Annotated in this window: 20 protein-coding genes; 10 read left to right on the top strand and 10 right to left on the bottom strand. The window is 61.7% G+C overall.

Annotated elements, in window-relative coordinates:
• The first annotated feature begins 150 nt into the window (after positions 1-150).
• On the top strand, positions 151-1,023 hold the full coding sequence (locus EKN07_RS07515) for a 1,4-dihydroxy-2-naphthoate polyprenyltransferase (protein ID WP_108716173.1): 873 nt from the start codon (positions 151-153) through the stop codon (positions 1,021-1,023).
• Between the two features lie 228 nt (positions 1,024-1,251).
• A complete protein-coding gene (locus EKN07_RS07510) occupies positions 1,252-1,620 on the top strand; it encodes a PLD nuclease N-terminal domain-containing protein (protein WP_108716174.1) in 369 nt (122 codons plus the stop codon).
• A gap of 96 nt (positions 1,621-1,716) precedes the next feature.
• Here EKN07_RS07510 and EKN07_RS07505 read toward each other — a convergent pair whose 3' ends face one another.
• From EKN07_RS07505 to EKN07_RS07490, 4 genes are all read right to left on the bottom strand, one after another.
• Positions 1,717-2,400 carry a histidine phosphatase family protein gene (locus tag EKN07_RS07505; RefSeq protein WP_126146071.1) on the bottom strand — a complete coding sequence of 228 codons (684 nt, stop codon included), beginning with the start codon at positions 2,398-2,400 and terminating at the stop codon, positions 1,717-1,719.
• Entirely contained in the window at positions 2,397-2,885 is a 489-nt protein-coding gene (locus tag EKN07_RS07500; protein ID WP_108716175.1) for a MarR family transcriptional regulator, read from the bottom strand. The genes EKN07_RS07505 and EKN07_RS07500 overlap by 4 nt, the downstream gene beginning before the upstream one ends.
• 113 nt (positions 2,886-2,998) lie before the next feature.
• Positions 2,999-3,097 carry an AURKAIP1/COX24 domain-containing protein gene (locus EKN07_RS07495; RefSeq protein WP_005504750.1) on the bottom strand — a complete coding sequence of 33 codons (99 nt, stop codon included), beginning with the start codon at positions 3,095-3,097 and terminating at the stop codon, positions 2,999-3,001.
• An 89-nt stretch (positions 3,098-3,186) separates the two neighbouring features.
• Entirely contained in the window at positions 3,187-3,402 is a 216-nt protein-coding gene (locus EKN07_RS07490) for a helix-turn-helix domain-containing protein (RefSeq protein ID WP_126146070.1), read from the bottom strand.
• 423 nt (positions 3,403-3,825) lie between these two features.
• Between EKN07_RS07490 and EKN07_RS07485 the strand changes: the two genes are divergently transcribed.
• From EKN07_RS07485 to radA, 3 genes are all read left to right on the top strand, one after another.
• Positions 3,826-5,229: a potassium transporter TrkG gene (locus EKN07_RS07485; RefSeq protein ID WP_240611247.1), complete on the top strand. Its 1,404-nt coding sequence runs from the start codon at positions 3,826-3,828 to the stop codon at positions 5,227-5,229.
• Between the two features lie 19 nt (positions 5,230-5,248).
• Positions 5,249-5,914, top strand: coding sequence for a TrkA family potassium uptake protein (locus EKN07_RS07480; RefSeq protein WP_108716177.1), 666 nt, complete (start codon positions 5,249-5,251; stop codon positions 5,912-5,914).
• Between the two features lie 195 nt (positions 5,915-6,109).
• The gene (radA, locus tag EKN07_RS07475) at positions 6,110-7,483 is read left to right on the top strand and encodes a DNA repair protein RadA (RefSeq protein ID WP_126146069.1); all 1,374 of its coding nucleotides are present in this window, start codon (positions 6,110-6,112) and stop codon (positions 7,481-7,483) included.
• Between the two features lie 1,024 nt (positions 7,484-8,507).
• Here radA and EKN07_RS07470 read toward each other — a convergent pair.
• Positions 8,508-9,581: a hypothetical protein gene (locus tag EKN07_RS07470; RefSeq protein ID WP_126146068.1), complete on the bottom strand. Its 1,074-nt coding sequence runs from the start codon at positions 9,579-9,581 to the stop codon at positions 8,508-8,510.
• Between the two features lie 55 nt (positions 9,582-9,636).
• Here EKN07_RS07470 and EKN07_RS07465 point away from each other — a divergent pair, with 55 nt between their 5' ends.
• On the top strand, positions 9,637-10,554 hold the full coding sequence (locus EKN07_RS07465) for an A/G-specific adenine glycosylase (RefSeq protein ID WP_108716180.1): 918 nt from the start codon (positions 9,637-9,639) through the stop codon (positions 10,552-10,554).
• Positions 10,555-10,596: 42 nt separating this feature from the next.
• Here the strand turns inward: EKN07_RS07465 and EKN07_RS07460 are convergent, their stop codons facing one another.
• A complete protein-coding gene (locus EKN07_RS07460) occupies positions 10,597-11,562 on the bottom strand; it encodes a D-glycerate dehydrogenase (protein ID WP_126146067.1) in 966 nt (321 codons plus the stop codon).
• Between the two features lie 415 nt (positions 11,563-11,977).
• Here EKN07_RS07460 and EKN07_RS07455 point away from each other — a divergent pair, with 415 nt between their 5' ends.
• Positions 11,978-12,433: a hypothetical protein gene (locus EKN07_RS07455; protein ID WP_126146066.1), complete on the top strand. Its 456-nt coding sequence runs from the start codon at positions 11,978-11,980 to the stop codon at positions 12,431-12,433.
• Positions 12,434-12,529: 96 nt separating this feature from the next.
• Here the strand turns inward: EKN07_RS07455 and EKN07_RS07450 are convergent, their stop codons facing one another.
• Both EKN07_RS07450 and EKN07_RS07445 read right to left on the bottom strand, forming a co-directional pair.
• Positions 12,530-13,030, bottom strand: coding sequence for an amino-acid N-acetyltransferase (locus tag EKN07_RS07450; RefSeq protein ID WP_108716182.1), 501 nt, complete (start codon positions 13,028-13,030; stop codon positions 12,530-12,532).
• Positions 13,027-14,031, bottom strand: coding sequence for a sugar-binding domain-containing protein (locus EKN07_RS07445; protein ID WP_126146065.1), 1,005 nt, complete (start codon positions 14,029-14,031; stop codon positions 13,027-13,029). Before EKN07_RS07445 ends, EKN07_RS07450 begins: the two co-directional genes overlap by 4 nt.
• Positions 14,032-14,125: 94 nt before the next feature.
• Between EKN07_RS07445 and glpA the strand changes: the two genes are divergently transcribed.
• Genes glpA through EKN07_RS07430 form a run of 3 tightly spaced genes read left to right on the top strand, consistent with a single transcriptional unit; the run spans position 14,126 to position 18,277 of the window.
• Positions 14,126-15,832, top strand: coding sequence for an anaerobic glycerol-3-phosphate dehydrogenase subunit GlpA (gene glpA, locus EKN07_RS07440; protein ID WP_108716183.1), 1,707 nt, complete (start codon positions 14,126-14,128; stop codon positions 15,830-15,832).
• Between the two features lies 1 nt (position 15,833).
• Positions 15,834-17,006, top strand: coding sequence for an FAD-binding protein (locus tag EKN07_RS07435; RefSeq protein ID WP_108716184.1), 1,173 nt, complete (start codon positions 15,834-15,836; stop codon positions 17,004-17,006).
• Positions 17,003-18,277, top strand: a complete 1,275-nt coding sequence (locus EKN07_RS07430; RefSeq protein ID WP_108716185.1) for an anaerobic glycerol-3-phosphate dehydrogenase subunit C — start codon at positions 17,003-17,005, stop codon at positions 18,275-18,277. Before EKN07_RS07435 ends, EKN07_RS07430 begins: the two co-directional genes overlap by 4 nt.
• A gap of 535 nt (positions 18,278-18,812) precedes the next feature.
• On the opposite strand, the gene EKN07_RS07425 is transcribed toward EKN07_RS07430, so the two are convergent.
• Positions 18,813-19,460, bottom strand: coding sequence for an ABC transporter ATP-binding protein (locus tag EKN07_RS07425; protein ID WP_206435697.1), 648 nt, complete (start codon positions 19,458-19,460; stop codon positions 18,813-18,815).
• Complete coding sequence (locus EKN07_RS07420) at positions 19,457-21,853, bottom strand: hypothetical protein (protein WP_126146063.1); 2,397 nt, start codon at positions 21,851-21,853, stop codon at positions 19,457-19,459. The genes EKN07_RS07425 and EKN07_RS07420 overlap by 4 nt, the downstream gene beginning before the upstream one ends.
• Between the last annotated feature and the right edge of the window lie 44 nt (positions 21,854-21,897).

The raw sequence follows: 21,897 nt of genomic DNA, 5'->3' as shown, positions 1-21,897 counted from the left end.
TGCGAGTAATCCCACTGGACTGTCAGATACCGACTGCCGTAACCTCCACAAATGTCAGAGCCCACTGCCGTAGCTTCCGCCAACGCGCCAGTAGGCGACGCGCTCGCCCGCGGCCTGCTGATGTGCCGACGCCGCGGCTAGGCTTAGCCTGTGGCATCGTTCAACGATTGGTTGGAAGGCGCTCGCCTTCGTACATTACCGGCAGCCGCGGCACCGGTGTTCGCCGGTACCGGCCTCGCCTACTGGCTGGGGCACGGCTCGCTTGTACGCGCATTACTTGCCGGCTTCGTAGCCCTTGCCTTCCAGGTCGGTGCAAACTTCGCCAATGACTATTCCGATGGTATTCGTGGCACCGACGATATCCGCACCGGCCCACCCCGCCTCACCGGCGGTGGTAAGACCGCGCCACGCAACGTGAAAATCGCTGCCTTCTCCTGTTTCGCAGCGGCGTGCCTGGCGGGATTGGCTCTGATCGCCCTTGCAGGCACCTGGTGGCTGCTATTGGCCGGGCTGGCAGCGGTATGCGCCGCCTGGTTCTACACGGGTGGCACACACCCTTACGGTTACATCGGCCTGGGGGAAGCCTTCGTCTTCCTCTTCTTCGGCTTGCTGGCAACAGCGGGCACCATTTACACGCAAGCACTGCAGGTTCCCTGGCAGGGCTGGTTGGCCGCCTGCACCCTCGGGCTCATCGCCTGTGCCCTACTGATGTGCAACAACATCCGGGATATCCCCACCGACGTTCAGGCCGACAAACGAACTCTCGCGGTGCGGTTGGGAGACGCCAGGGCACGACTCGCGTACCAATTGCTCAGCCTGGTTCCTCTTCTCGCATCGGTGTGCTTTCTCCCGGACCTGGGATGGCGCCTTCTGTTCCTGCTGCCTGCATGCGCTCTGGCGGTACCCTGCGTTTTACACATGCGTCACGCACGGGGCCGTGCTCTGATCCCGGTTCTGCGAAACACCGGTTTCCTCGAGTTGGCGTACGGACTCGGCCTATGCGCCGCATTCTTGCTGGCATGAACTGCGTTGACCTTTCACGGCGCCAGTGCATGTACGCATGTACCAGCGCGCAACTGCGGACGGCGGCCCTGCAATCCCCAGCGACACGCGGCCCGCGCTCAACCCGCGCAGAGGCGTATTCAGCACCGCACAGCCGATCCCGAGACGCGCCCTGATAGTCCTCACTGTTAGCCCATCGCGAACGGACGGGATGTACGGAGCCGAATGAGCTTCTATTAGACTTGAACCATGGCCAGAATCGTGCCGATCATATTCGCTGTCGCCCTCTGGGTGTTCGGGATCATCGATTGCGCCCGCATGCCGAAGGACCTCATGCCGGGACGGCTGCCCAAATGGGTGTGGATGCTCCTCAATATCTTTGTACCGGTGATTGGGAACATTATCTGGTTGGTCTTTATCTGGCCCTACCGCCATCCAGACAGCGATGGTTACTTCGGAGGTTTCACCCGCCCGAGCAAGCCGCAGCCAAGCGAAGCCGTAGCGCCCGATGATGATCCGGAATTCCTCGCCCGCCTTGACGCTGAGAATCGTTTCCGTGAGTGGGAACGTCAACAAGAGGAACAGGACGGCGACGACGGCGCTCCAGCCACCAGATAGCACCTCCGCTGGCACACAGTGCGTACGCCGTCGTAGCTTTTTCGTAGCGGCCCATTGTTTCTGCAGCCGCTCAGTCTCACGCGCGCCGGTCGCTATTCAGTCCTGCTGGCTCTCGCCGGTATTCGTCGCAGCGACGGACACCCCGGGGGTCACATCGCGTGCCTGCGAGAGAAGTGCCGCCACTGGCTCTGCATAGCCCACCGAAATGAGCTGCCGTCCCACAAAGCTCAGCGACGTCACCGAACATAGCGCGCACTCCCGGCGCCGCGGATCGTGCGCCAGCGAGCGCCGTTCGACGAAGCTGCGCATCGTCCAAATCGGCAACTGGTGCGAAACGAGGATTGCCTCTCCCCCTTCCGCTAGCGTGAGCGCATGCCGAATGGCTCCGGAGAATCGGTCAACTATATCGGTATACGGTTCGCCCCACGAGGGCGTAAAGGGGTTGCGGTACCAACTCCAGTAGCGCGGATGGGCAAGAATCATACGATTCCTATTCACATTGACGCCCTCGAAACGATTGCCCGCCTCAATGAGCCGCTCATCGCTCAGGATCGGCAACCCGAGCTGCTTGGCCGTAGGTTCGGCAGTCTCATACGCTCGTTCCAGTGGAGAGGAGATAATGGCACGCACATCGTGCCCAGCGAAGTAACCCGCCAGTTCTCCCGCCATGTTGCGGCCCAGTGACGTGAGATGGTAGCCCTCACGCCTCCCGTAGAGCACACCGGCCGGATTATCGACCTCGGCGTGACGAACCATATGGACTACTGTTAACTCAGTCATGAAGACCATCCGATTACACGCGGCTGGGAGGAAATCAGATCGGCGCATATCTCGCCCAAGTCGAGCATCCTCTCGTGACCCAGAACATCCACGAGGCTTCTTCGTACCGATCGGTCATGTACAGGAAAAGAGTCGAGGAACTTGGCGTATCCCTCATCGGTCAGCGTGCACTCCACGCCCCGACGGTCCTCTTCACACACTTTGCGCCGAACGAATCCGAACCGTTCTAGGCGTGCCACGGTGTGACTGAGGCGGGAACGGGAATGAACCATGACATCCGCCAGCTGTGACATGCGCATGCAATAATCCGAGGCCTCGGAAAGACGCTCCAAGACCTGATACTCGTTGAGCGATAGCCCGGTCCCGTCCACAAGCTCCCTATTCAGCATTTCGGATATCACTGCAGTGGCTCGCAGATACGAGCTCCACGCTTCATGCTCTTCTCGTGTCAGTCGGAGATCTGAGCCGTCAATCGAGCCGCCCATATCGTGATGTTCCTCTCCACATTGTCTCCAGTGACGATAAGACTATGCCAAAAACATCACACTTCGCGAATGTTCCTCAAAAACCGAGGGCCCGGATACCCGAGCCCCTCGTGTCACTTCTTGTTACGACGCTGGTGACGAGTCTTACGAAGCAACTTGCGGTGCTTCTTCTTCGACATGCGCTTGCGACGCTTCTTGATAACAGAACCCACGGACTACCTCCGGACGTTGGATGGGGCTAACACCCCGTATGAACAGGAATATGGTACAGCGTCAGTACTCCACGCTGGAAACGGCCGACTCAGTCACCAGCCGCTTGGCGTTCCTCTGGCACCTCAAAGGAGGTCAGAAGCTCATCGACTGCAGACTTCGGGACGCGATAAGAACCTCCGACACGCACTGCCGGCAATTCACCCGAATGAACCATTCGATACACCGTCATGCGCGACACCCGTGTCAACTCGGCAACTTCAGCCACCGTGTAGAACTGTGGCCCCGAGCGTGGTAGCTGCGTCATCCTGTCCGTCCTGCGAGAATTAGAGCGGGAAGCTAGCGAAGGGTTCAAACTACGAACCACAACATGCTCAGGATACCGCACTTTCACTCAATTCACATGTTCCTCAAGCGCTTTGCGGATCACGTCACGGTGAGTCATCCACATGCATCCCCGCCACCGACCGAGGTGTGCCTCTCCTACCAGGGACGATGGCATGCGCACCCCTTTTTCTCCTACACATTGCGCATATTCGCCGACACCTCCTCTTCGGGGGCGGCGACCATTCGCTTCCGATGAAGAACCCGACGAGGACGAACAGAACATGGCCAAGCACCCCGCGGCGCAGGAGGCAACAGGCGGCACCGTTGCGGGCGAACACAGCCAGGGTCGCCTCATGCGCGCTACGCTGTACTTCATACCGGATTCTGTTGAGGGGGTGTGCGCGTGACTAAACGCGTGGGGCGGGTTCCACCATCCGCCATCGCAAGTCCTTCCGTGTGGTCACGCGGTCGAGACGCCATCGACAGGGTGGCACGTGAATCGCCCGCCCGCCTTACCTTGGCTGTCTTTGCCGGTATCATCCTCCTGTTCACCGGCTTGTTGCAGTTGCCCGCCGCCACCGTCAGCGGCCACCGCGCACCGTTTATCGACTCGCTTTTCACCGCGACGTCGGCCGTATGCGTTACCGGCTTGGTTACGGTGGACACTGCATCCTTCTGGTCGCCACTGGGCAAGGGCATCATCTGCATCGCCATGATGGGCGGCGGACTGGGCATCATGACCCTTGCGTCCATCCTCGGAATGGCTGTCTCCCGGCATATCGGCCTCACCCAGCGCCTGCTCGCGGCCTCTGAAACCAAGTCCCGGCTCGGGGAAGTCGGCTCCCTGGTACGAGCCGTCGTCGTCGTCGCCCTCTCCGCCCAAGCGGTGCTCTTCCTCGTCCTCATTCCGTTCTTCTTGCAACGCGGCGACGCACTACTCAACGCACTCGGTCACTCCCTGTTCATGGCGGCGTCGATTTTCAACAACGCCGGTTTTGTCATCATGCCGGAGGGTCTCACTCCGTATGTGGGCAACTGGGCGTTGACCTTGCCTATCATCCTCGGTACCTTCACCGGAGCGATCGGGTTTCCCGTTATCCTTGATATGTGGCGTAATCGAACCGCGCCGCATCGCTGGAACCTCACCACAAGAATCACTCTGGTCACCTACTTCTCTCTCTTCGTTCTCGGCGCGATAGCCTTGGGCGCCTGCGAGTGGTCGAACCCGCAAACGCTCGGTGCACTTTCCATCCCGGACCGGCTCAACGCCGCACTGCTCCACTCGGCCGACGCCCGCTCTTCCGGACTAGCCACGCTGGATGTTGGCAACATGACCGAGACCAGCTGGTTCCTCATCGACGCGCTTATGTTCGTCGGTGGCGGTTCGGCCAGCGCAGCCGGCGGAATCAAGGTGACAACGGTTGGCGTTCTTCTATTGGCGATTATCGCCGAAGCGCACGGTGATCGCGATACGGAAGCGTTCGGGAAGCGCCTGCCCACGGACGTGCTGCGCCTGGGTATTGCGGTGACCTTCGTCGGCGCCCTGATGGTACTGTTGGGAACGATTTTCTTGCTACAGGTCACCGATCTACCGCTCTCGCAGGTTCTTTTCGAGGTGATCTCCGCCTTCGCCACCTGCGGCCTTTCTACCGGGATCACACCGCTATTACCTGCGTCCGCCAAATGGATGCTGGTTATCCTCATGTATGCGGGTAGAACCGGAACTATGACTCTTGCCGCTGCCCTCGCCCTGCGCTCGCGCCAGCGGCTCATCCGTCTTCCTGAAGAACGGCCGGTTATCGGCTGATTGGCAAAGGAGAGAAGCTATGGCCAGAAGTCAGTCACGCGACAATGCCGTCCTCGTCATCGGTCTAGGACGATTTGGAACCGCCATCGCCTCCACTCTGGACGGCTTGGGCCGCGACGTCCTGGCCATTGAGAAGGATCCGGACATCGTCCAGCAGTGGTCGCATCGTTTCCACATTGTTGAGGCGGACGCCACCAATGCTGATGCATTGGCGCAGGTCGGCGCATCCGAGTTCTCCATTGCAGTGGTTGGTGTGGGAACGTCGCTGGAATCCTCCGTGCTAATCACCGCTAACCTCTCCGACATCCGCATGCCGCAGATCTGGGCGAAGGCGGTTTCGCGCTCCCACGGACGTATTCTGCGCCGGATCGGAGCGCATCACGTGGTCTATCCTGAGTACGACGCCGGAGCCCGCGTCGCGCATATGGTGACCGGACGCATGCTTGATTACATTGAGATGGAGGACGGCTTCTCCATTATCAAGATGCGCCCGCCGCGCGACATCCAGGGATTCACACTGGATGAGACCAAGGTGCGCGAACGTTTCGGAGTGCGGATTATCGGGGTGAAGTCTCCCGGCCAGCCCTTCGAATATGCCAGTGCCGATACTCATATCGGCCCGGAAGACTTGATTATCGTCTCGGGAGACTCCTCCCTGCTGGAGGCCTTCGCCAACCGCCGCTAGACGGAGTCACTGCGTTCATTGGGTTCATTGGGTTCACTGGACTCACTGGGCAAGGGGTTCACCGGGCTCACCGGGATCATTGGGCAAGGGGCGCCGCAGGGTGTGCACCCACCTGCCCGCAAGGACGGGAACCGCCGACCTCCGGCAACCTGTCGGCCGCGCAGAACTGTCGGACCCTACCCTTATGCTGTTGCTATGGCGTCACGCGTATCTGTCACTTTCACCTGCACCGAGTGCGGTTGGACCACCAACAAATGGGTCGGCCACTGCCCCCATTGCCAGGCCTGGGGAACACTGGAGGAACTTGCAGCTCCCGCACACTCCGCGCCATCGCTCAGCCCGGTATCCCCCGCACAGCCGATTACCGAGGTGTCCACGACCGCTTCGCATAAGCAGCCCACGGGTGTTGATGAACTCGACCGCGTTCTCGGCGGTGGCCTGGTTCCGGGCGCCGTCGTTCTTCTAGGCGGCGAACCGGGAATCGGTAAGTCGACTCTGCTGCTCGATGTGGCCGCTCGCGCGGCGCAGCACGCAAGCAAGTCTCGGCGTTCGCCGGTTCTCTATATCACCGGTGAGGAATCCGCCTCTCAAGTTCGCTTGCGCGCCGAACGCATCCACGCCCTGCATCCGCACCTGCATCTGGCCGCAGAATCCGATCTGGCGCGAATCCTTGGGCATGTGGAAGAAACCAAGCCCTCGCTACTCATCGTCGATTCTGTCCAGACGATCGCCGACCCGGCGGTAGAGGGCGCACCCGGCGGTGTCGCGCAGGTTCGAGCCGTCACCACGGCCCTCGTCTCGGCGGCGAAGGCGCGCTCCCTGCCCGTGGTGCTTGTTGGGCACGTGACGAAGGACGGTTCAATTGCCGGTCCTCGCGTACTAGAGCATTTGGTGGATGTGGTGTGCCAATTCGAAGGTGACCGGCACTCTCGCCTGCGTATGATCCGCACCGTTAAGAATCGCTACGGTACCACCGATGAGGTCGGCTGCTTCGAGCTGGTCGACGACGGTATTGTCGGCTTGGCGGATCCTTCCGGCCTGTTTCTCTCCTCACGGAATCTCACTGTTCCCGGCACCTGCGTCACCACAACCTTAGAGGGGCGGCGGCCCATGCCCGTCGAAGTACAAGCCCTCGTCGTGCCGACGTCGGGCTCTCCGCGCCGCACCACCAGTGGGGTGGATTCGTCGCGCGTTGCCATGGTCACCGCCGTTCTCCAGTCGCGGCTCGGTTTCGAACTAGATCGGCAGGATATCTTCGTCTCAACGGTTGGGGGTGCTCGCGCCGGGGAACCCTCTTCGGATGCCGCCATCGCCCTTTCGCTGGCCTCCGCCGTGCTGGAACTGCCACTCGCCCCGGGCGTCGTCGCCGTCGGGGAAGTCTCTCTTACCGGGGAATTGCGCCCCATCACGGGCCTACAGCAGCGTTTGCAAGAGGCCGCCCGGCTTGGATTCACCCTGGTGCTCACTCCTCCGGCCGCAGACAGTATCAAGGTGCCGGAGGGAATAACAAGGCGGCCATGCGCGGACATCGTAGCCGCCATGCACGCAGTGTTGCCAATCGAGGGGTGATCGGCGGCGACGGATAAGCGGCAGCTGACGCCCATGCATCAGCCGTCCCAGGTGCCCAGCGGCACCCAGCGGACATCAAGCGCCCCCGCACCCACGCACCCAGCGGACATCAAGCGCCCCGCACCCACGCACCCAGCGGCCCCACGCACCCAATCACCCAGACGCCTAGGCAGACACCGCTCGAACAAACAAGACGACACCCGCCAAACCCTAGCCCGCCGCGGTCGCCGTCAAGTGGTACTACCCGCGACAAGTAGATCGCTGACGCTGCAGGATCCTCTCGCCATCGCGCTGTCTTCCCGGTGAGTCACGCCGTCGAGTACCCGGGCTGCGTCACGTCGGCAATGAACTCACAGCCACCCCCTGCTCCGTCCGCGCCCATTTGCTCCTTGATATGCCCCGTCCGGCAATCCTGAACACACCCCGTCCGGCAATCCCAGATGCGCCTCACCTCCTAATTCCAAATACGCCGCGCCAGATGCGGCTTGAAACCGACATACTCGCGTGGTTCGCGCCCGCTGGTCATGGATGTGTTTGGTCGGCCATGGATTTGCACCGACGATTCAGACTCCCCTTGGTAGTCAAGACCATGGAACTGTTTGGTCGGCTATGGATTTGCACCGACATATTCACAAAACACCGTGAAAAGACCGGAGAGCACTGAATAACCCGGAGCGAATCCGTAGTCGACCAGTTGATACACCCCACCGGAACGTATTCCCGGAAACCTCGCCGGAACGTATTCCCGGAATATGTTGTCCCCAAGAAGAAGTAGACGTGAGTACACATAGGCCCTGAGAACGCATCGGCCCTGAGAGCACACCGAGAGCTTCACATGAACGCCCAGGCCCAAAGCCCCGAGTGTCGCGCTGAGGCTCGCCATTAGAAACACTGCGATTGATCACACGGCCTCAGTCGACCTTTCGTTCCGATGCCGTGAGTGGCGAGTCACTCGCGACGCCGTCACACGGCCGATACTCTCAATCCCGTAATACGCCCGTTACTCCCGATCCCGTAACGCCTGTCATTCCAGCACGAAGCTCTTGCTGGCAGAGGGGGCAGAATCACCGGCAAAGGTCAGGTTTGCCACATAGGTGCCAGCCGTCGCCGTTCCCTGACCGCTGGAACAGCCACTGGCGGAGGTGGAACCATCCCATGTCACCGTGGTCGAAGTAGAGAAATCACGGTTGAGGAGCAGCTGTTTCGACTCGCTACCCGCTTGGCATGCGGCCGTGCTGGAGAGGTGCTGCCCACCTGATTCGATCTCGACATCCATGCTGGACCAGCCGATGTCGATGTAGCACGGGTTGTCCTGCGACTTATTAGTGAGCGTGATCGTGAATGTTACCGGCGACCCCGCCGTGCTGCCCGTCGCCGTGATCTCCGCATCCACCATATCGGCAGTGCACGCCACCGGCGTATACATGGTGGTCGGATCGACGCGCACGATAGTGGAACGCTCGTGCAATTTGCCGGTTACGAACTTCGCTGCCATAGCAACACCCACAAGACCAACGATGCACAAAACACCAAGGATAATCAGCCTGTTGCGAATCTGACGCTGTTGCTGGGCTGCACGGCGCTCATTGGCCCGCATCCGGGCGGCCTCACGTGTGCGCGTGGACTCGCGTGAGCATGGCCGTGCTGAGGCCGAACCCCTGCGCGCGCCTTGACCTTGTTGTGCCATCCCGCCACGTCGCGACGCTTGCGCCTTCCGTCCGGCCTGGTTCTTCTGCGGCGAGTGCCTCCGCCGCGAGGTTGCAGAATCCTCCCCGCGATGCGCGCCACCTGCGCGGCGCGACCCCGCGTCACCCGCGCGACGTGGCTTCCCCGCTTCGGCCCGGGCATTCCCCGCCTTTGCGGTGGACGGCGAACCGCCCGCCGTTCGCGACGCCCGCTTCGCCTCACGGCCCGCATCTCGCGTACCGCGAGTGGCTTTGCCGTCACGTGCAGCGGCACCCTTCTTTCCCGCTGCGGCACGGCGACCTTCTTGAGAACGTCTCCCGTCCTGTGCACGACCCTTGCGTGCCACTCCCGGCTTTGACCGGGGGCTCTGCCGCTCCCGGCTTTTGCCTGGTTCCTCCGCATCTCGTGCCACGGCGCCCACGCTACCATTTCGCGCGCCGTCCACCGAGTGGGGCACACTGGAGAGCGTGCAAAAGGATAAGCCCGCCGTTTACCACGATGTCGTCGCCTGGTACCGGCAAAACGCCCGCAAGCTGCCCTGGCGTGAGCCGGGCACGGACGCGTGGGCCATTCTCATATGCGAAGTCATGAGCCAACAGACGCCGGTCGCACGGGTGGAACCCGCCTGGCGGCTGTGGATGGAGCGCTGGCCCACCGCAACGGCCCTCGCCACGAGTTCACCGGCGGATGTGCTGGTGGCCTGGGGTAGACTCGGCTATCCGCGCCGGGCGCTGCGACTGCGCGAGTGCGCCGCCGTCGTCGTGGAACGCCACCACGGTGTACTTCCGGCCCGGCGCGAAGAACTTCTGGCGCTACCGGGTATCGGACCGTACACGGCAGATGCACTTATTGCCTTCGCCTATCATCGCCGCTCGACCGTACTAGATACGAATATCCGCCGTGTGCTTGCCCGCTGGCAGACAGGAACAGCACTCCCGCCGCCCACACTGCGTAAAGAGGAGACATTACGCGCACAGCAGTTGGTACCGCTCCTCGACTCTGCGGCATGGTTGTGGAACGCGGCGCTGATGGAGCTCGGCGCTCTGATCTGTACAGCGCAAACGCCACGCTGCCAGCTCTGCCCACTAGCAGATAGCTGCCAGTGGCTGGCGATTGGCAAACCGCAGAGCACCCAGCCGCGCCGTACCCAGGCATTTGCCGGAACCACGCGCGAGGCACGCGGCAAGGTGATGGCCGTGCTGCGCGCCTCCCGCGGCCCGGTTACAGTTCCCCAACTGCTAAAACAGACGAACCTAGTCGAGTCGCGGTTGCGTACAGCCTTAGAGGGGCTGGTCGCCGACGGTCTGGCATGCCGCAGCGACGGCGCCTACACCCTACCCGGCCTGACGACGGCGGACCTGACTGCGGCGGATGACTCGCACTAGCTGCGCGAGTGCGCCACATGCTCCGCTGCCGCGTTCCGATTTCTATTTCACCGGCGTGAGCGCCTCACCTCCGCCCAGTACCGCCAGTACATTGTCGAGTGCCAGCTGGCACATTCTGTCGCGCGTGGCCTCGCCGGCACTCGCCGTATGCGGCGTAACAACAATCTGCGGGCGACGCAACAACTCCGGATTGACCACCGGTTCACCCTCGAAGGTGTCAATGGCGGCGCCGCGTATATGCCCCGCGTCGATCGCTTCCAGCAGGGCCTGCTCGTCAACTACACCGCCCCGTGCGCAGTTGATGAGGTAGGCCCCCTCCTTCATCGCGGCGATGGTCTGCGCATTCATCAGGTGGCGAGTGGCGGGGAGGAGCGGAACGTGTAGCGAAACGATATCTGCGCGCGTAAGCAGTTCCTCTTGGGAAACGATCTCCACGCCGTCGATAACCTCCCCGGCCGTCAGCGTTGTGTCTGCCGCCAGGACCTCCATGTCGAAGGCGCGGGCACGGGCGGCAACGGCCCGTCCGATACGTCCGAAACCAATAATCCCCAGCGTCGCCCCTGCTGATACATCCAGTCCGACGAACATGCGCGGCCCCCAGATCCACTCCTCGCCTTCGTGCAGGAATCTGTCGGCCTCAACCACTCGACGGCACAACGCCAGTATCAGCGCCAGCGTGTGATCCGCCGTCGCCCCATCAAGCACGCCGGGCGTGTTCGTGATCTGCACGTTATGGCGCTGCGCTGCTTCCACATCGATATTGTCGTAGCCGACGGCGACGTTCGCCACCACCTTGAGCTGCGGGCCGGCTGCGACGAAGAACTCCTCATCGATCCGCTCCGTGAGGGTGACGATCGCGGCATCTTTCCCTGCGACGGCAGCAAGAAGTTGCGCCCGGCTTGGCGGCGCCTCCTCTCCCACCTCGAAAGAAAAACCATCCAACGTGGACAACCCGGCCAGCACGTTGTCCGTCAGGAGCCTTGCAACATACACATTCTTGGTGGCCATTTGTTCCCTACCCTTTCCGTCCGCGCAGCCCGCGCGATGACGCTACGTAGTATCAAGTTGTTTGCGGTGATCGCGGCGCGACACAGCGCCACCGCTCGCCCTCATCAGCTGTCGGCGCTCGGGAGAAAACAGGCCTCTACCAGCTAAGGGACTCACGCCCGCGTGTTTTCATCATATCCACGCACACTCACGAGTGGCTACGGCAATGCACTACTGATCATGCCGTTGACTGCGGCCGTCGTTGCATCTCGGTACCTTCGTCCTGTCCAAAACGCCGGAAGCTGACATTTACCCTACTTTCGTCCTAGGTGCGGTGCTGGCGGGGCGGCCGGGCCGGTCTCCGTCCACCCATCGGATTCACAGCACGGCGCGCCGGATGGACGCCTTACCTCTAGACTTGCCTGCGGGAGGAGTCATGAGAAGTAACGAAGTGTCCACCGAAATGCGTGACGCGCTGCGGCGCCTACGTTTTCTTCTTTGCTGCAGCGTAGGCTTGGCGCTGGGCATGCTGTTGCTCTGCCTGCTGGCACTGCTCTTCATTTCCTGGGCCACCGATGCCACAGCCAAACAGCTGCCGCTCATGTTAGTGGCTCCCGGCGCTTGCCTTCTTCTGGCGAGCGGCGCCGTACTGTTTCTCGCCATTCGCTCCACCGCGTGGCACTCCGCATACCGGAGCGCAGCCGACGTGCTACGCATTTTGACCATTCTCAGTGTTCTTGCCACTGCGGCCTGCGCCATCCTCTTTATCCCGCGCGCCGCACTGCAAACGGTGCTGCTGACGCTTCTCTGCCTGCAAGTGCCGGTTGCCCAGTTCTTCTTGTCCCGGCATTTGCGCCGGGCGACGGCGGGTATCGGCGAAGAGCAGCCCTAACCACGATCCCACCACCAGATTGCACTCGCCTGTTTCGACTCTCCACCTGCGGCGTACCGGTCTTTTGCCGGAACACCAAGGCAAGGTAGTCCCTGCTCAATACAGCTCTTTGAGCATGCGGGTGTTGCCCAGCGTATTAGGCTTCATCTTCGCGAGGTCGAGGAACTCTGCAATGCCGTCGTCGTGCGAACGCAGCATCTCTTGAAACACATCGGTGCCAACAGGAGTACCCGCAATGGGATGGAAACCATGCCGGGCAAAGAAGTCCACTTCAAAGGTCAAGCAGAACAGCCTTTTCAAGCCCAAAGTCCGAGCCCTCTCCTCGAGCTTTCCGAGCAAACGATGCCCCACCCCGGCACCGAGGAATTCTTCGGCGACGGCGAGTGTGCGTATCTCCGCAATGTCATCCCACAGCACATGCAGTGCACCGCAACCGATCACACGTTCATCCTCACAGGCCACGATGAACTCCTGCACATCCTCGAAGTAGGAGATGAGTTCCTTGGAAATGAGAATGCGTCGGGCGGAGTAGGGGGCAACAATGGCTGCGATTGCTCGCACATCGGAAGGACGGGCAGGACGGAAGCGGATAGTCACTCGGCTATTCCAGCATGACCGGGCCGCGCATGCCAACGGCGTTCGTTTTCCTCAATGACGCGCCGCGCACATTCGTCGTCGACAATAAGATCCGTCACCGCGCCGGAACGTAGCACACCCGCCAAGGCCGTAGCCTTCGCCGGACCGGCAGCAACGCATATACGCCGAGGAATCCGTGCCAGTTCGGCGGGAGTGGGCCCGGAGGCGCGCGAATTGATCTCAATATCGGCATAACTGCCGTTGGCTCGAACAAGGACCGTACACACGTCCCCGACGACGCCGTCGCGACGCAGCCTCAATACCTCTTCGCCGCTCATGTAACCACCGGCATACACATGCGAGGCGACCGGGGCGGAGAATGCACCGACACCGAAAACGGCGATATCCGCTCCCCTGCCAGCATCTCGGACAGCGGCGATGGAACGTTCTCGCCACATGGCGGCCCGCGTGGAGGCGTAGTCGAAGAACGCCGGCACCGGGAAGGCGAGAATCTTCGCACCGAAGGCACGCCCGAAGTTTCCCAGCAGTTCCCCCACGTATGGGATACCGGTTGTCACGGGATTGGCGGCGCCGTTGAGCTGGACGATAGTCACGCGTTCCAGCGGCTTCGGTACCAGCCGCTCGGAAATGGCCGACACCGTGGTACCCCAGGCAATACCCAGGGTCATGCCGTCTTCCAGGGCCTCGCTGATCATGGCACCGGCCACCGATGCCACTTTCTCCAGGCGCCGCAGTTCGGTGGTCGCCTGGGGCGTAGGCACAATGGTCACCCTGACGTTGTACATATCCCCCAGCTGAGAGGCTAGCGTTCCGGTTGGTTCTTGCGGAGCGTGTAAAGAGATCCGTACCAGGCCTTCATTACGCGCTGACGCCACCAAACGAGACACGGTCGACCGGGACAATCCCATCTTCTTCGCGATCGACTCCATCGTTTGCTGCTCCAGGTAGTAGAGCAACGCCGCCTCATACGCGAGACGACGACGTTCCGCACTATCAGCCATGGCTCCATTATGCACGGTTTCCCGCCGCGACATTGCACCAACGCACATTGTCACTCCAGCCACACCGAATACCTGCACCTTATAACCTTGAGATATGTCTGGCACGAAGCTTTCTTGCGATGTCGTTGTCATTGGCGGTGGAGCCACCGGCGTTGGCGTGCTCCGCGATGCCGCAATGCGCGGCCTTTCAGCAATCCTGGTCGAAAGAGTTGATCTGGGCCAGGGCACGACGGGCCGATACCACGGTCTACTCCATTCCGGAGGACGCTACGTGGTATCCGATCCCGAGTCAGCCACCGAGTGTGCCGAGGAGAACGCCATCCTCACCCGCATTCACCCCGACGCTGTCGAGGCAACCGGTGGCCTCTTCGTCGCCGTCGCCGGTGACGACGAATCCTATCCTGACCGTTTTCTTGCCGGGGCCGAGGCCACCGGCGTTCCCACCTCCGAGATCACGGTGGCCGAGGCACTGCGCCGGGAGCCACGCCTCAACCCGCAGATCTTCCGCGCCTTCGAGGTGCATGATGGCACCGTTGACGGATGGCGGATGGTGTGGGGAGCCGCCGACTCCGCCCGCCAATATGGAGCGCAGGTGCTCACCTATCACCGCGTCACTGGTATTGAGGTGCGCGACGGCGCCGTCGCCGCGGTCATCTGCCATGGCGATAAAACCGGTGAGGACGTCACCATTGACTGCCGGGCCGTTGTTAACGCTGCCGGGCCGTGGGCCGGAAAGATCGCCGAGCTTGCCGGTGAGCAGGATGTCGAGGTCGTTCCCGGCCGCGGCATTATGATCGCCATGAACCATCGCCTGGTGAACCGGGTTGTTAACCGCTGTGTTTACCCGGCCGACGGCGACATCCTGGTCCCCGTGCACACCGTGTCGATTATCGGTACCACCGACGCCCGTGCCTCCGATCCCGACCGGTTGGCAATCGAGCCCGCCGAGGTCCAGCAGATGCTTGACGCCGGAGAACAATTGATCCCCGGCTTCCGCCAGGCCCGTGCCTTGCATGCGTGGGCGGGCGCTCGGCCGCTTCTGAAGGATCGGCGAGTCAGCGCCGATGACACCCGGCATATGTCGCGCAATATGAGTGTTATCACCCATGATGTGCGCGGCCTAGTGACCGTAGCCGGAGGCAAACTGACCACTTACCGGCTCATGGCCGCCCGCACCATGGATGCGGTATGCCAAGTGCTGGGCGAGAATCGCCCCTGCCGCACCGCCGACGAAGCGGTTGCCACCGGCTCGACGTACAAGGTCACGCACCGCCTAGGCGAGGTGGAGAAGGCAAAGAAGGCCTCCCACGGTCTGCCCGATCCAGACCCGGTAATCTGCGAATGCGAGCTTGTCACCAAGTCGATGATCACGGATCTTCTCGCGGCACAGCCAACTGCCACCTTCGACGATCTACGCCGCCAACTCCGCATCGGAATGGGACCATGCCAAGGCGGGTTCTGTGCCTCGCGCACCGCCGGAATTGCGCACGAGTCCGGTTGTTGGAGCGCGGCGCAGAGCACGGAACTGCTGCGCCTGTTCTTGAAGAACCGGTGGAACGGCATCTACCCCATTCTTTCCGGAGCGCAGGCGCGCGAGGCCTCGCTGGACGAGTGGATTTACCAAGGCACATACAGCATTGATGCGCTCCCGGTAACGGATCTACCCGCCGGTGCCGAGCTTGTATCTGCTACGCCGTATCCATCGCCGGGCCCAAACCCGGCGGCCAGCACTGGAGACACTCAGAGCACGGACTCCGCCAGTGGAACCAGTACCGCAAACTCGAGCGGAGAGGGGAAGTGACATGACAACCGTAGTCATTGGGGCAGGCATTGCCGGGCTTACTGCGGCGATTATGGCACGCAAGGTCGGCGAGGATGTCACCGTGGTGACCGTCGGCTTCGGAGGGTTGCAACTCGGCCAGGGCACGCTTGACATATTCGGGGCTCCGCGGCCGCTTGAGATGATCGGTAAACTACCCGCAGGTCACCCCTACACCGTCATCACCGAGGAGTCATTGCGTGCCGGCTGCGCGGCCTTCATGGAGATTGTTCCGCTGCAGGGCAGCCTGGAAGAGACCACGGTTCTTCCCACCGCATTGGGCGCGCTGCGCCGCACGAGTTTCTTCCCCGCATCCATGGCGGCCGGAAGTGTCGACGACGGCGCCCGCTACCTGCTGGTCGGGTTCAGCGGTCTGAAGGACTTCTATCCACTCCTTGCGGCAGAGAATCTACGCAGTCAGGGTGTCGAGGCCCGCGCCGAAGTGCTTGAGCTCGTAGCATCCGGGGATACGTCGCTTCCCTACTCGCGGATGCTCGCCGATCCGGCCGCCGCCGAGTCACTTGGAAAGCGACTGGGAGAATTGGCACAGGAAGGCGAGCGCATCGGTATTGCCGCTGTCGCCCGCGAGGATGCCGCCGCACGGATCGAGCAGGCCGCCGGGCATCCGGTATTCCAGATCCCGACGGCGCCGCCGTCCATCTCCGGTCTGCAAATGAACGAAAAACTGCGCCAGGCCTGCGTCGATATGCGCATTCGCATGTTCTTAAACGGCAAGGCAGTTGGTGCGGTGACCTCCGGTGACCGTGTGAGCGCTGTGAAGGTGCAGGTGGCGGGATCGGTGAAGGAACTGCCTGCGGATCACGTCGTCTACGCCGGTGGCGGTCTCGATTCAGGCGCCCTGCTGTACGATTCCTACGGCGAGCTCTCGGATACCGTATTCTCGCTGCCCGTCGTCGGCGCGGAGAATCCTGTGCACGGCGACTATCTGGGCCAGCGGCAGCCGCTGTTTGCTGCCGGTTTGGCCGTTGACGCCGATATGCGGCCGCTGGATGGCGACCGTCCCGTCTACACGAATGTGCACGCGGTGGGCGGCATGCTCGCCGGTGCCCAACGTGCCCATGAGAAATCTGGCGAGGGTATTGCGCTTGGAAGCGCCGCGCAGGCCGTCGCCGCTATGCAAAGGAGCGACGCATGACAGCCCTCGACAACGCCCGCGCATCGTTGGCACGGGCCAGCCTCGACCAGTGCGTCAAATGCACGATCTGCGAAACACAGTGCCCGGTGGCGGAGGCGACCCCGCTGTTCCCTGGGCCGAAGTATGTAGGACCGCAGGCGGAAAGGCTGCGGCACGGAGAGTCTGTGGACTACTCGCTTGACTACTGCTCCGGCTGCTCGATTTGTTCCACCGTGTGCCCGCAGGGAGTGAAGATCGCCGAGATCAACGCGCAGGCTCGCGCGGTGATGAAGGCCAACCATATGCCTTTGCGTGACCGCCTGATTACGCAGACGGAACTGGAGGGCAAGCTGCTGACGCCCTTCGCACCGATTGCCAATGCGGCTCTGAAGAATCGACCGATTCGCAAGGTTGTTTCCGCCGTCGTCGGCGTACACGAGGATGCGCCGATGCCCAAGGCGCAGCGGCATAGCTTCCAGCACTGGTTCAAACGGCATACGCCGGTCGCCGCCCCGACCCGCGGCCCTCTCGTGTTCTTCCACGGCTGCGCGGGCGGCTACTTCGAAGTCGAGACTTCCAAGGCCACGGTTGAAGTGCTGGAATACCTGGGATACGAGGTGATCGTGCCGCCGCAGGGCTGCTGTGGCCTCGCTTTCCAGTCCAACGGACTGTTTGACAGCGCGGCCAAGAAGGTTCGCAAACTGGCGAACCAGTTGCGTGCGGCCGGCGAAGACCTCACGATCATATCGTCGTCGGGTTCCTGTGCCGGCATGATGCGCCACGAGGCCCACGAGATCATGGGTCTCGAGGACTCGGAGTTACTCGATGTAGGCTCCCGGATGGTGGAAACCTCCGAGTTCTTGGTGGAGCTTCTACACAAGGGCGAGTTCCCGGTGGGGGATCTGCGCAGGATTAACGCGGTCATTCCTTACCACCAGCCGTGCCAGGTGAAATCGCAGGGCATTGGCAAGCCCGCCATTGAGCTGATGGAGGCCATCCCGGGGGTCACGGTGATTGAGTCCGGGCGTGGCTGCTGCGGCATCGCCGGAACCTATGGCCTGAAGAAGGAGAAGTACGAGGTTGCCCAGCGGGTGGGCCGTCCGCTCTTCGACATGGTTCGCAGCACTAACCCCAATCTGGCCGCCTGCGAGACGGAGACCTGCCGCTGGCAGATCCGCAAGGGCAGTGGCGCGGAAGTTATTCACCCCGTGCAGCTGATCCACGCCGCGCTGGGTCTGGGTGGGGCCGAGTTGGTGGAGCAAGCCGAGCGCGCCGGGACTGCGGTGCGCTGATCTCCACAGTTTGGGTGTTCGTGCCAGTAACTCTCGGATGTCCCCTCTAGTGTACTAGAGGGGACACGCATGTTCACCGCATGCGTAGTTCTTGGGCGTGTGTCTCGGGTGCAGGCGTTGTGCGCTGCGCGTGTAGAGCTTGGGCGCATACGTTGCGTGCTGTGGGCGTATACCTCCAGCATTGCCTGCTGCGGACGCGGCGCCTCGCCCTCGGCAGAAGTGCGAGTCTCCGGCAACCCGTTACAGACTCCGCGCCATCCTTGGTGATATTCCTCGCCGGGCTCGGCGGCTGGCTCTGGTACCAGGCCGGGTGCCGCATACGTTTCGTAGGCTATGGTTTTTCTCCGGCTTTTCCGCAAGACTCCGCGAATAACCCGGAAGACTGCCAAAAACCCGGAGAATCGGGAGCAGCGCGCAAAGGCGGGGCGTTAAGAGCCTGGTAAAGCGCCTGATTCTTGCGCGGTCAACCTCCACGCGCACCCTTTATATGTTGTATGCGGTTTATATGCCGTATGCGGTTCCGGCGGCGATCCACCTATGCGGTGTATGCCGCAAGATCAAGCGTGGCGTCGGCCCGCGCGGCAACCGTCGGATCGTGAGTAACGACGAGCAACGCCGCACCGCGCTCGCGTACAGTGGCGAACAACTGCTCGGCGACGGCGTCGCGGGTGATCGTATCCAGCGATCCGGTGGGTTCGTCCGCAAGAACGAGTTCCGGATCCGTCGCCAGGGCGCGCACCAGAGCGGTACGCTGCCGCTCTCCGCCGGAAAGGTCAGCGGCCCGAGTATCGGCAGGAACGCCAACCTCCTCCAACAGTTTGCGCGCCTTCTCGATACGCGGTTCCTTACCGCCCGGCTGGTTGAGCATGAGGGCGACGGCGATATTCTCCGCTGCAGTCAACTCGGGCAACAACTCGCCGTCTTGGAAGACCACCCCGATATGCTCGCGGCGGATTTGCGCAGCCTGCGCCGGCTTGGCCGAGGAGATCTCTTCCCCAGCGACCTCGATACGCCCCTTGCTCGGGTGGGTCATGCCAAGAATGGCCGCGAGCAAGGTGGACTTCCCAGAACCGGATGGCCCCACCACCGCCAGGCTCTGCCCGCCCTCCACACTCAGTGACAGCCCGGAGAACAGGGTTCTGGACGGAACCGTGCAGGAAACATTCTCAACGGTCAGAATCATCGGGAACCTACCTTCCATGTATTCAAGGCGCGACGAGATGAGTACAGAGCGGATAGCCAACCAAAGAAGACAATCACCGCAGCAACCACACAGGCGGCGATTGCGAAGGGGATCAGCCGGGAGACAACCTGCGACATATTCATGGCAAAAGCCGAGCAGAAGGCTATGGAGAATAGCAGCCCTATCCCCATGCTGATCAGCGGGGGCATGCACACACGAATAATGCAGACCTTCCGCAACATACCGGGCGATCCAGCCAGTATCGTGGTCGGCGCCAGCCGCCGCGCCGTCACCGCCGTGTCTTGAGTCAATTGGACAAGAACGCCACACAGCGCAAATGCCAGGCCGATAACACCCAACCAGACCAGCCACCCGACTTGCCGCGCCGCACTGGAGACAACGTTACCTCCAGGTTGGTGGATCGGCCACATCGGCGCTGTGTGTGCCGCGACGCTGTCCTCCACCTTGATCTCATCGATCACCTGCCCCGGTACGGCCAGCACGCCGTACTCGTATTGAATGTCCCAGTTGTCATAATCGCGACCGATACCGTCACGCATTTCGGAATAGGGAACTATCTGCAGGGTGTTGAGATCACCGCCAGTAAGCCAAGCAATGTAATCGGCAACCACTTCATCGGTTCCCTCCAGGTCACCGGCAGTTACCGATGCCAAGGAATCATCGCTTGCCGATAGAGCAAGAGATAAACTGCCGTCCTCGTTGTTGATTTGGCGGCTAATAAGCACTCTCACGCCGGGAGAGGAGTTCTCAAGAGAGTCGAGAAGCGTAGGTGTTTGACTGGTATCGGCGCCCGGCATCGGCGCGATGTGGATGACCCGGCCTTCAAGAGAACTGAATTCGTCTCTGCTTTCGGCGGCTAGCTCATCCAGCTGGTTGACAACCATAAACGTCTGACTGGCGATGATGAGGATAGAAGAAAGGACTACCGCCGCACCCGAAACAGCACGCGCATTTGCACTCAGTCCAGCCGCCCCGATAACACGTCCTGCATCGTTCTTCGCGTGGCCCCGTCTCCTGACAAGGATGGCACACCAAGCCAGGATCATCCCAAGCAAGTCACGTTGAGTCGACAGTACCGCTACAAGAAAAACCACGAAGCCGAAGACGAAAATGACGCTCCCGGCCTTATTCGCCAAGATGAGCATACCGGCTGCCACGGCAGCGAATACGAGGCAAGCGATGGCGCGGCTCCCGCTGAAAGAGACGGGCCTGTCCACCGGCCGGTTCTGCTGGAACGCACGCGGACGATGCGCCGAGAGAAGGAGCACCCAGGCGCTGAACAAGAGCACGGCACCCAGAGTTAGAATTGCGATCTTCGGCGACGCGGCACGCACATCTCGCGCCTGCGCGATAAAGTCTCGCCCGGGCAGGTCGATATCCACTATGAACCACAGAATACAACAAGCGATTCCAAGTATGGTTCCAAGTGTCAGCGGACGCCATACTTTTCCTGCCTGCCACAGAATGCGCTCACGCGTAGTCGCCCCCAACGTCAGCAAGGCAGTAGTGTCTGCCCGGCGCTCCGCCAGGCCTATCCGGACCGCTACCCAGGCAAGAAGAAAGGCTCCGAGACCAACGGTAAATGAATACGCCAGCAAGAAGTTGAGAAGCGGTTCGCGCTCTACCGCGTCCGCAAGCCAACCACCATTGCTACGAGCACCGAAGCCAAACACTTGGTACATATAGTCGTTCTCGGTATCGGCAATTTCGTGGCGCGGGTGGATGTAGGCCAATTTCTCTGTCGGAGACGCAAGCCCGTCGGAACCGATTTCGCCGACGACGGTACCATAACGAGTGGCAATACCTTCGTCTCGGCCAGTCTCCGCTAATGCAGGTGAGAGAAGCACTTCGCCTTCGCCAGGCCAGGCGTCAACACCGGATGGCGTAGGTGCATCTGCTGTTCGCGGGATCACGTAAACGATGGAGATCTCCTCACCGGTGGTGATCAACCGGTCGTGAATCGCACCGTATAACAACGGCGGGTCTGATGCTTCTTCATTGGTAACAGGCATCCGAGCCACATCGCGGGCCGTAACACCGTCGTACACGGCAGTAATCAGACCCGCACCAAAGTCGGCAAGCACGACGCATACCGTCGCGATGACCATGCCGAGTGGGCCGAAACGCCCAAGATGGCGAGGACGGGAGCGATACCCAAACTCACTGAGCGAGGTGGCCAAACGGGCACCCGGCGCCTTCACGCGGCGCGGTCCGGCAGACTCGACGGCGCGCGAACCGGCTGTACCGGTTGATTCAACCGGTGAGGTGCTGGCGAGCTTTGCACCCGCAGTGTCACCGAGCTCCGCAGCTCGATTCGCGGCCCGGGCATCAGTATGCTCTGCTCCCTGTTTTCGAGGGGACCGATATGCCATCGCCACTACCACTCCGCAGGGATGCGCAAGGCGCTGCCAACAGG

The organism is Actinobaculum sp. 352 (assembly GCF_003957265.1).
Lineage (GTDB): Bacteria > Actinomycetota > Actinomycetes > Actinomycetales > Actinomycetaceae > Asp313.
The sequence above is the reverse complement of the archived record's forward strand: the minus strand, read 5'-3'. Positions and strand labels throughout refer to the sequence as shown.

Coding starts and splice junctions, on each gene's coding strand:
- EKN07_RS07510 (WP_108716174.1), top strand. CDS start 1,252: ATGGCCAGAATCGTGCCGATCATATTCGCTGTCGCCCTCTGGGTGTTC.
- EKN07_RS07505 (WP_126146071.1), bottom strand. CDS start 2,400: ATGACTGAGTTAACAGTAGTCCATATGGTTCGTCACGCCGAGGTCGAT.
- EKN07_RS07500 (WP_108716175.1), bottom strand. CDS start 2,885: ATGGGCGGCTCGATTGACGGCTCAGATCTCCGACTGACACGAGAAGAG.
- EKN07_RS07490 (WP_126146070.1), bottom strand. CDS start 3,402: ATGACGCAGCTACCACGCTCGGGGCCACAGTTCTACACGGTGGCTGAA.
- EKN07_RS07480 (WP_108716177.1), top strand. CDS start 5,249: ATGGCCAGAAGTCAGTCACGCGACAATGCCGTCCTCGTCATCGGTCTA.
- radA (WP_126146069.1), top strand. CDS start 6,110: ATGGCGTCACGCGTATCTGTCACTTTCACCTGCACCGAGTGCGGTTGG.
- EKN07_RS07460 (WP_126146067.1), bottom strand. CDS start 11,562: ATGGCCACCAAGAATGTGTATGTTGCAAGGCTCCTGACGGACAACGTG.
- EKN07_RS07455 (WP_126146066.1), top strand. CDS start 11,978: ATGAGAAGTAACGAAGTGTCCACCGAAATGCGTGACGCGCTGCGGCGC.
- EKN07_RS07445 (WP_126146065.1), bottom strand. CDS start 14,031: ATGGCTGATAGTGCGGAACGTCGTCGTCTCGCGTATGAGGCGGCGTTG.
- glpA (WP_108716183.1), top strand. CDS start 14,126: ATGTCTGGCACGAAGCTTTCTTGCGATGTCGTTGTCATTGGCGGTGGA.
- EKN07_RS07435 (WP_108716184.1), top strand. CDS start 15,834: ATGACAACCGTAGTCATTGGGGCAGGCATTGCCGGGCTTACTGCGGCG.
- EKN07_RS07430 (WP_108716185.1), top strand. CDS start 17,003: ATGACAGCCCTCGACAACGCCCGCGCATCGTTGGCACGGGCCAGCCTC.
- EKN07_RS07425 (WP_206435697.1), bottom strand. CDS start 19,460: ATGATTCTGACCGTTGAGAATGTTTCCTGCACGGTTCCGTCCAGAACC.
- EKN07_RS07420 (WP_126146063.1), bottom strand. CDS start 21,853: ATGGCATATCGGTCCCCTCGAAAACAGGGAGCAGAGCATACTGATGCC.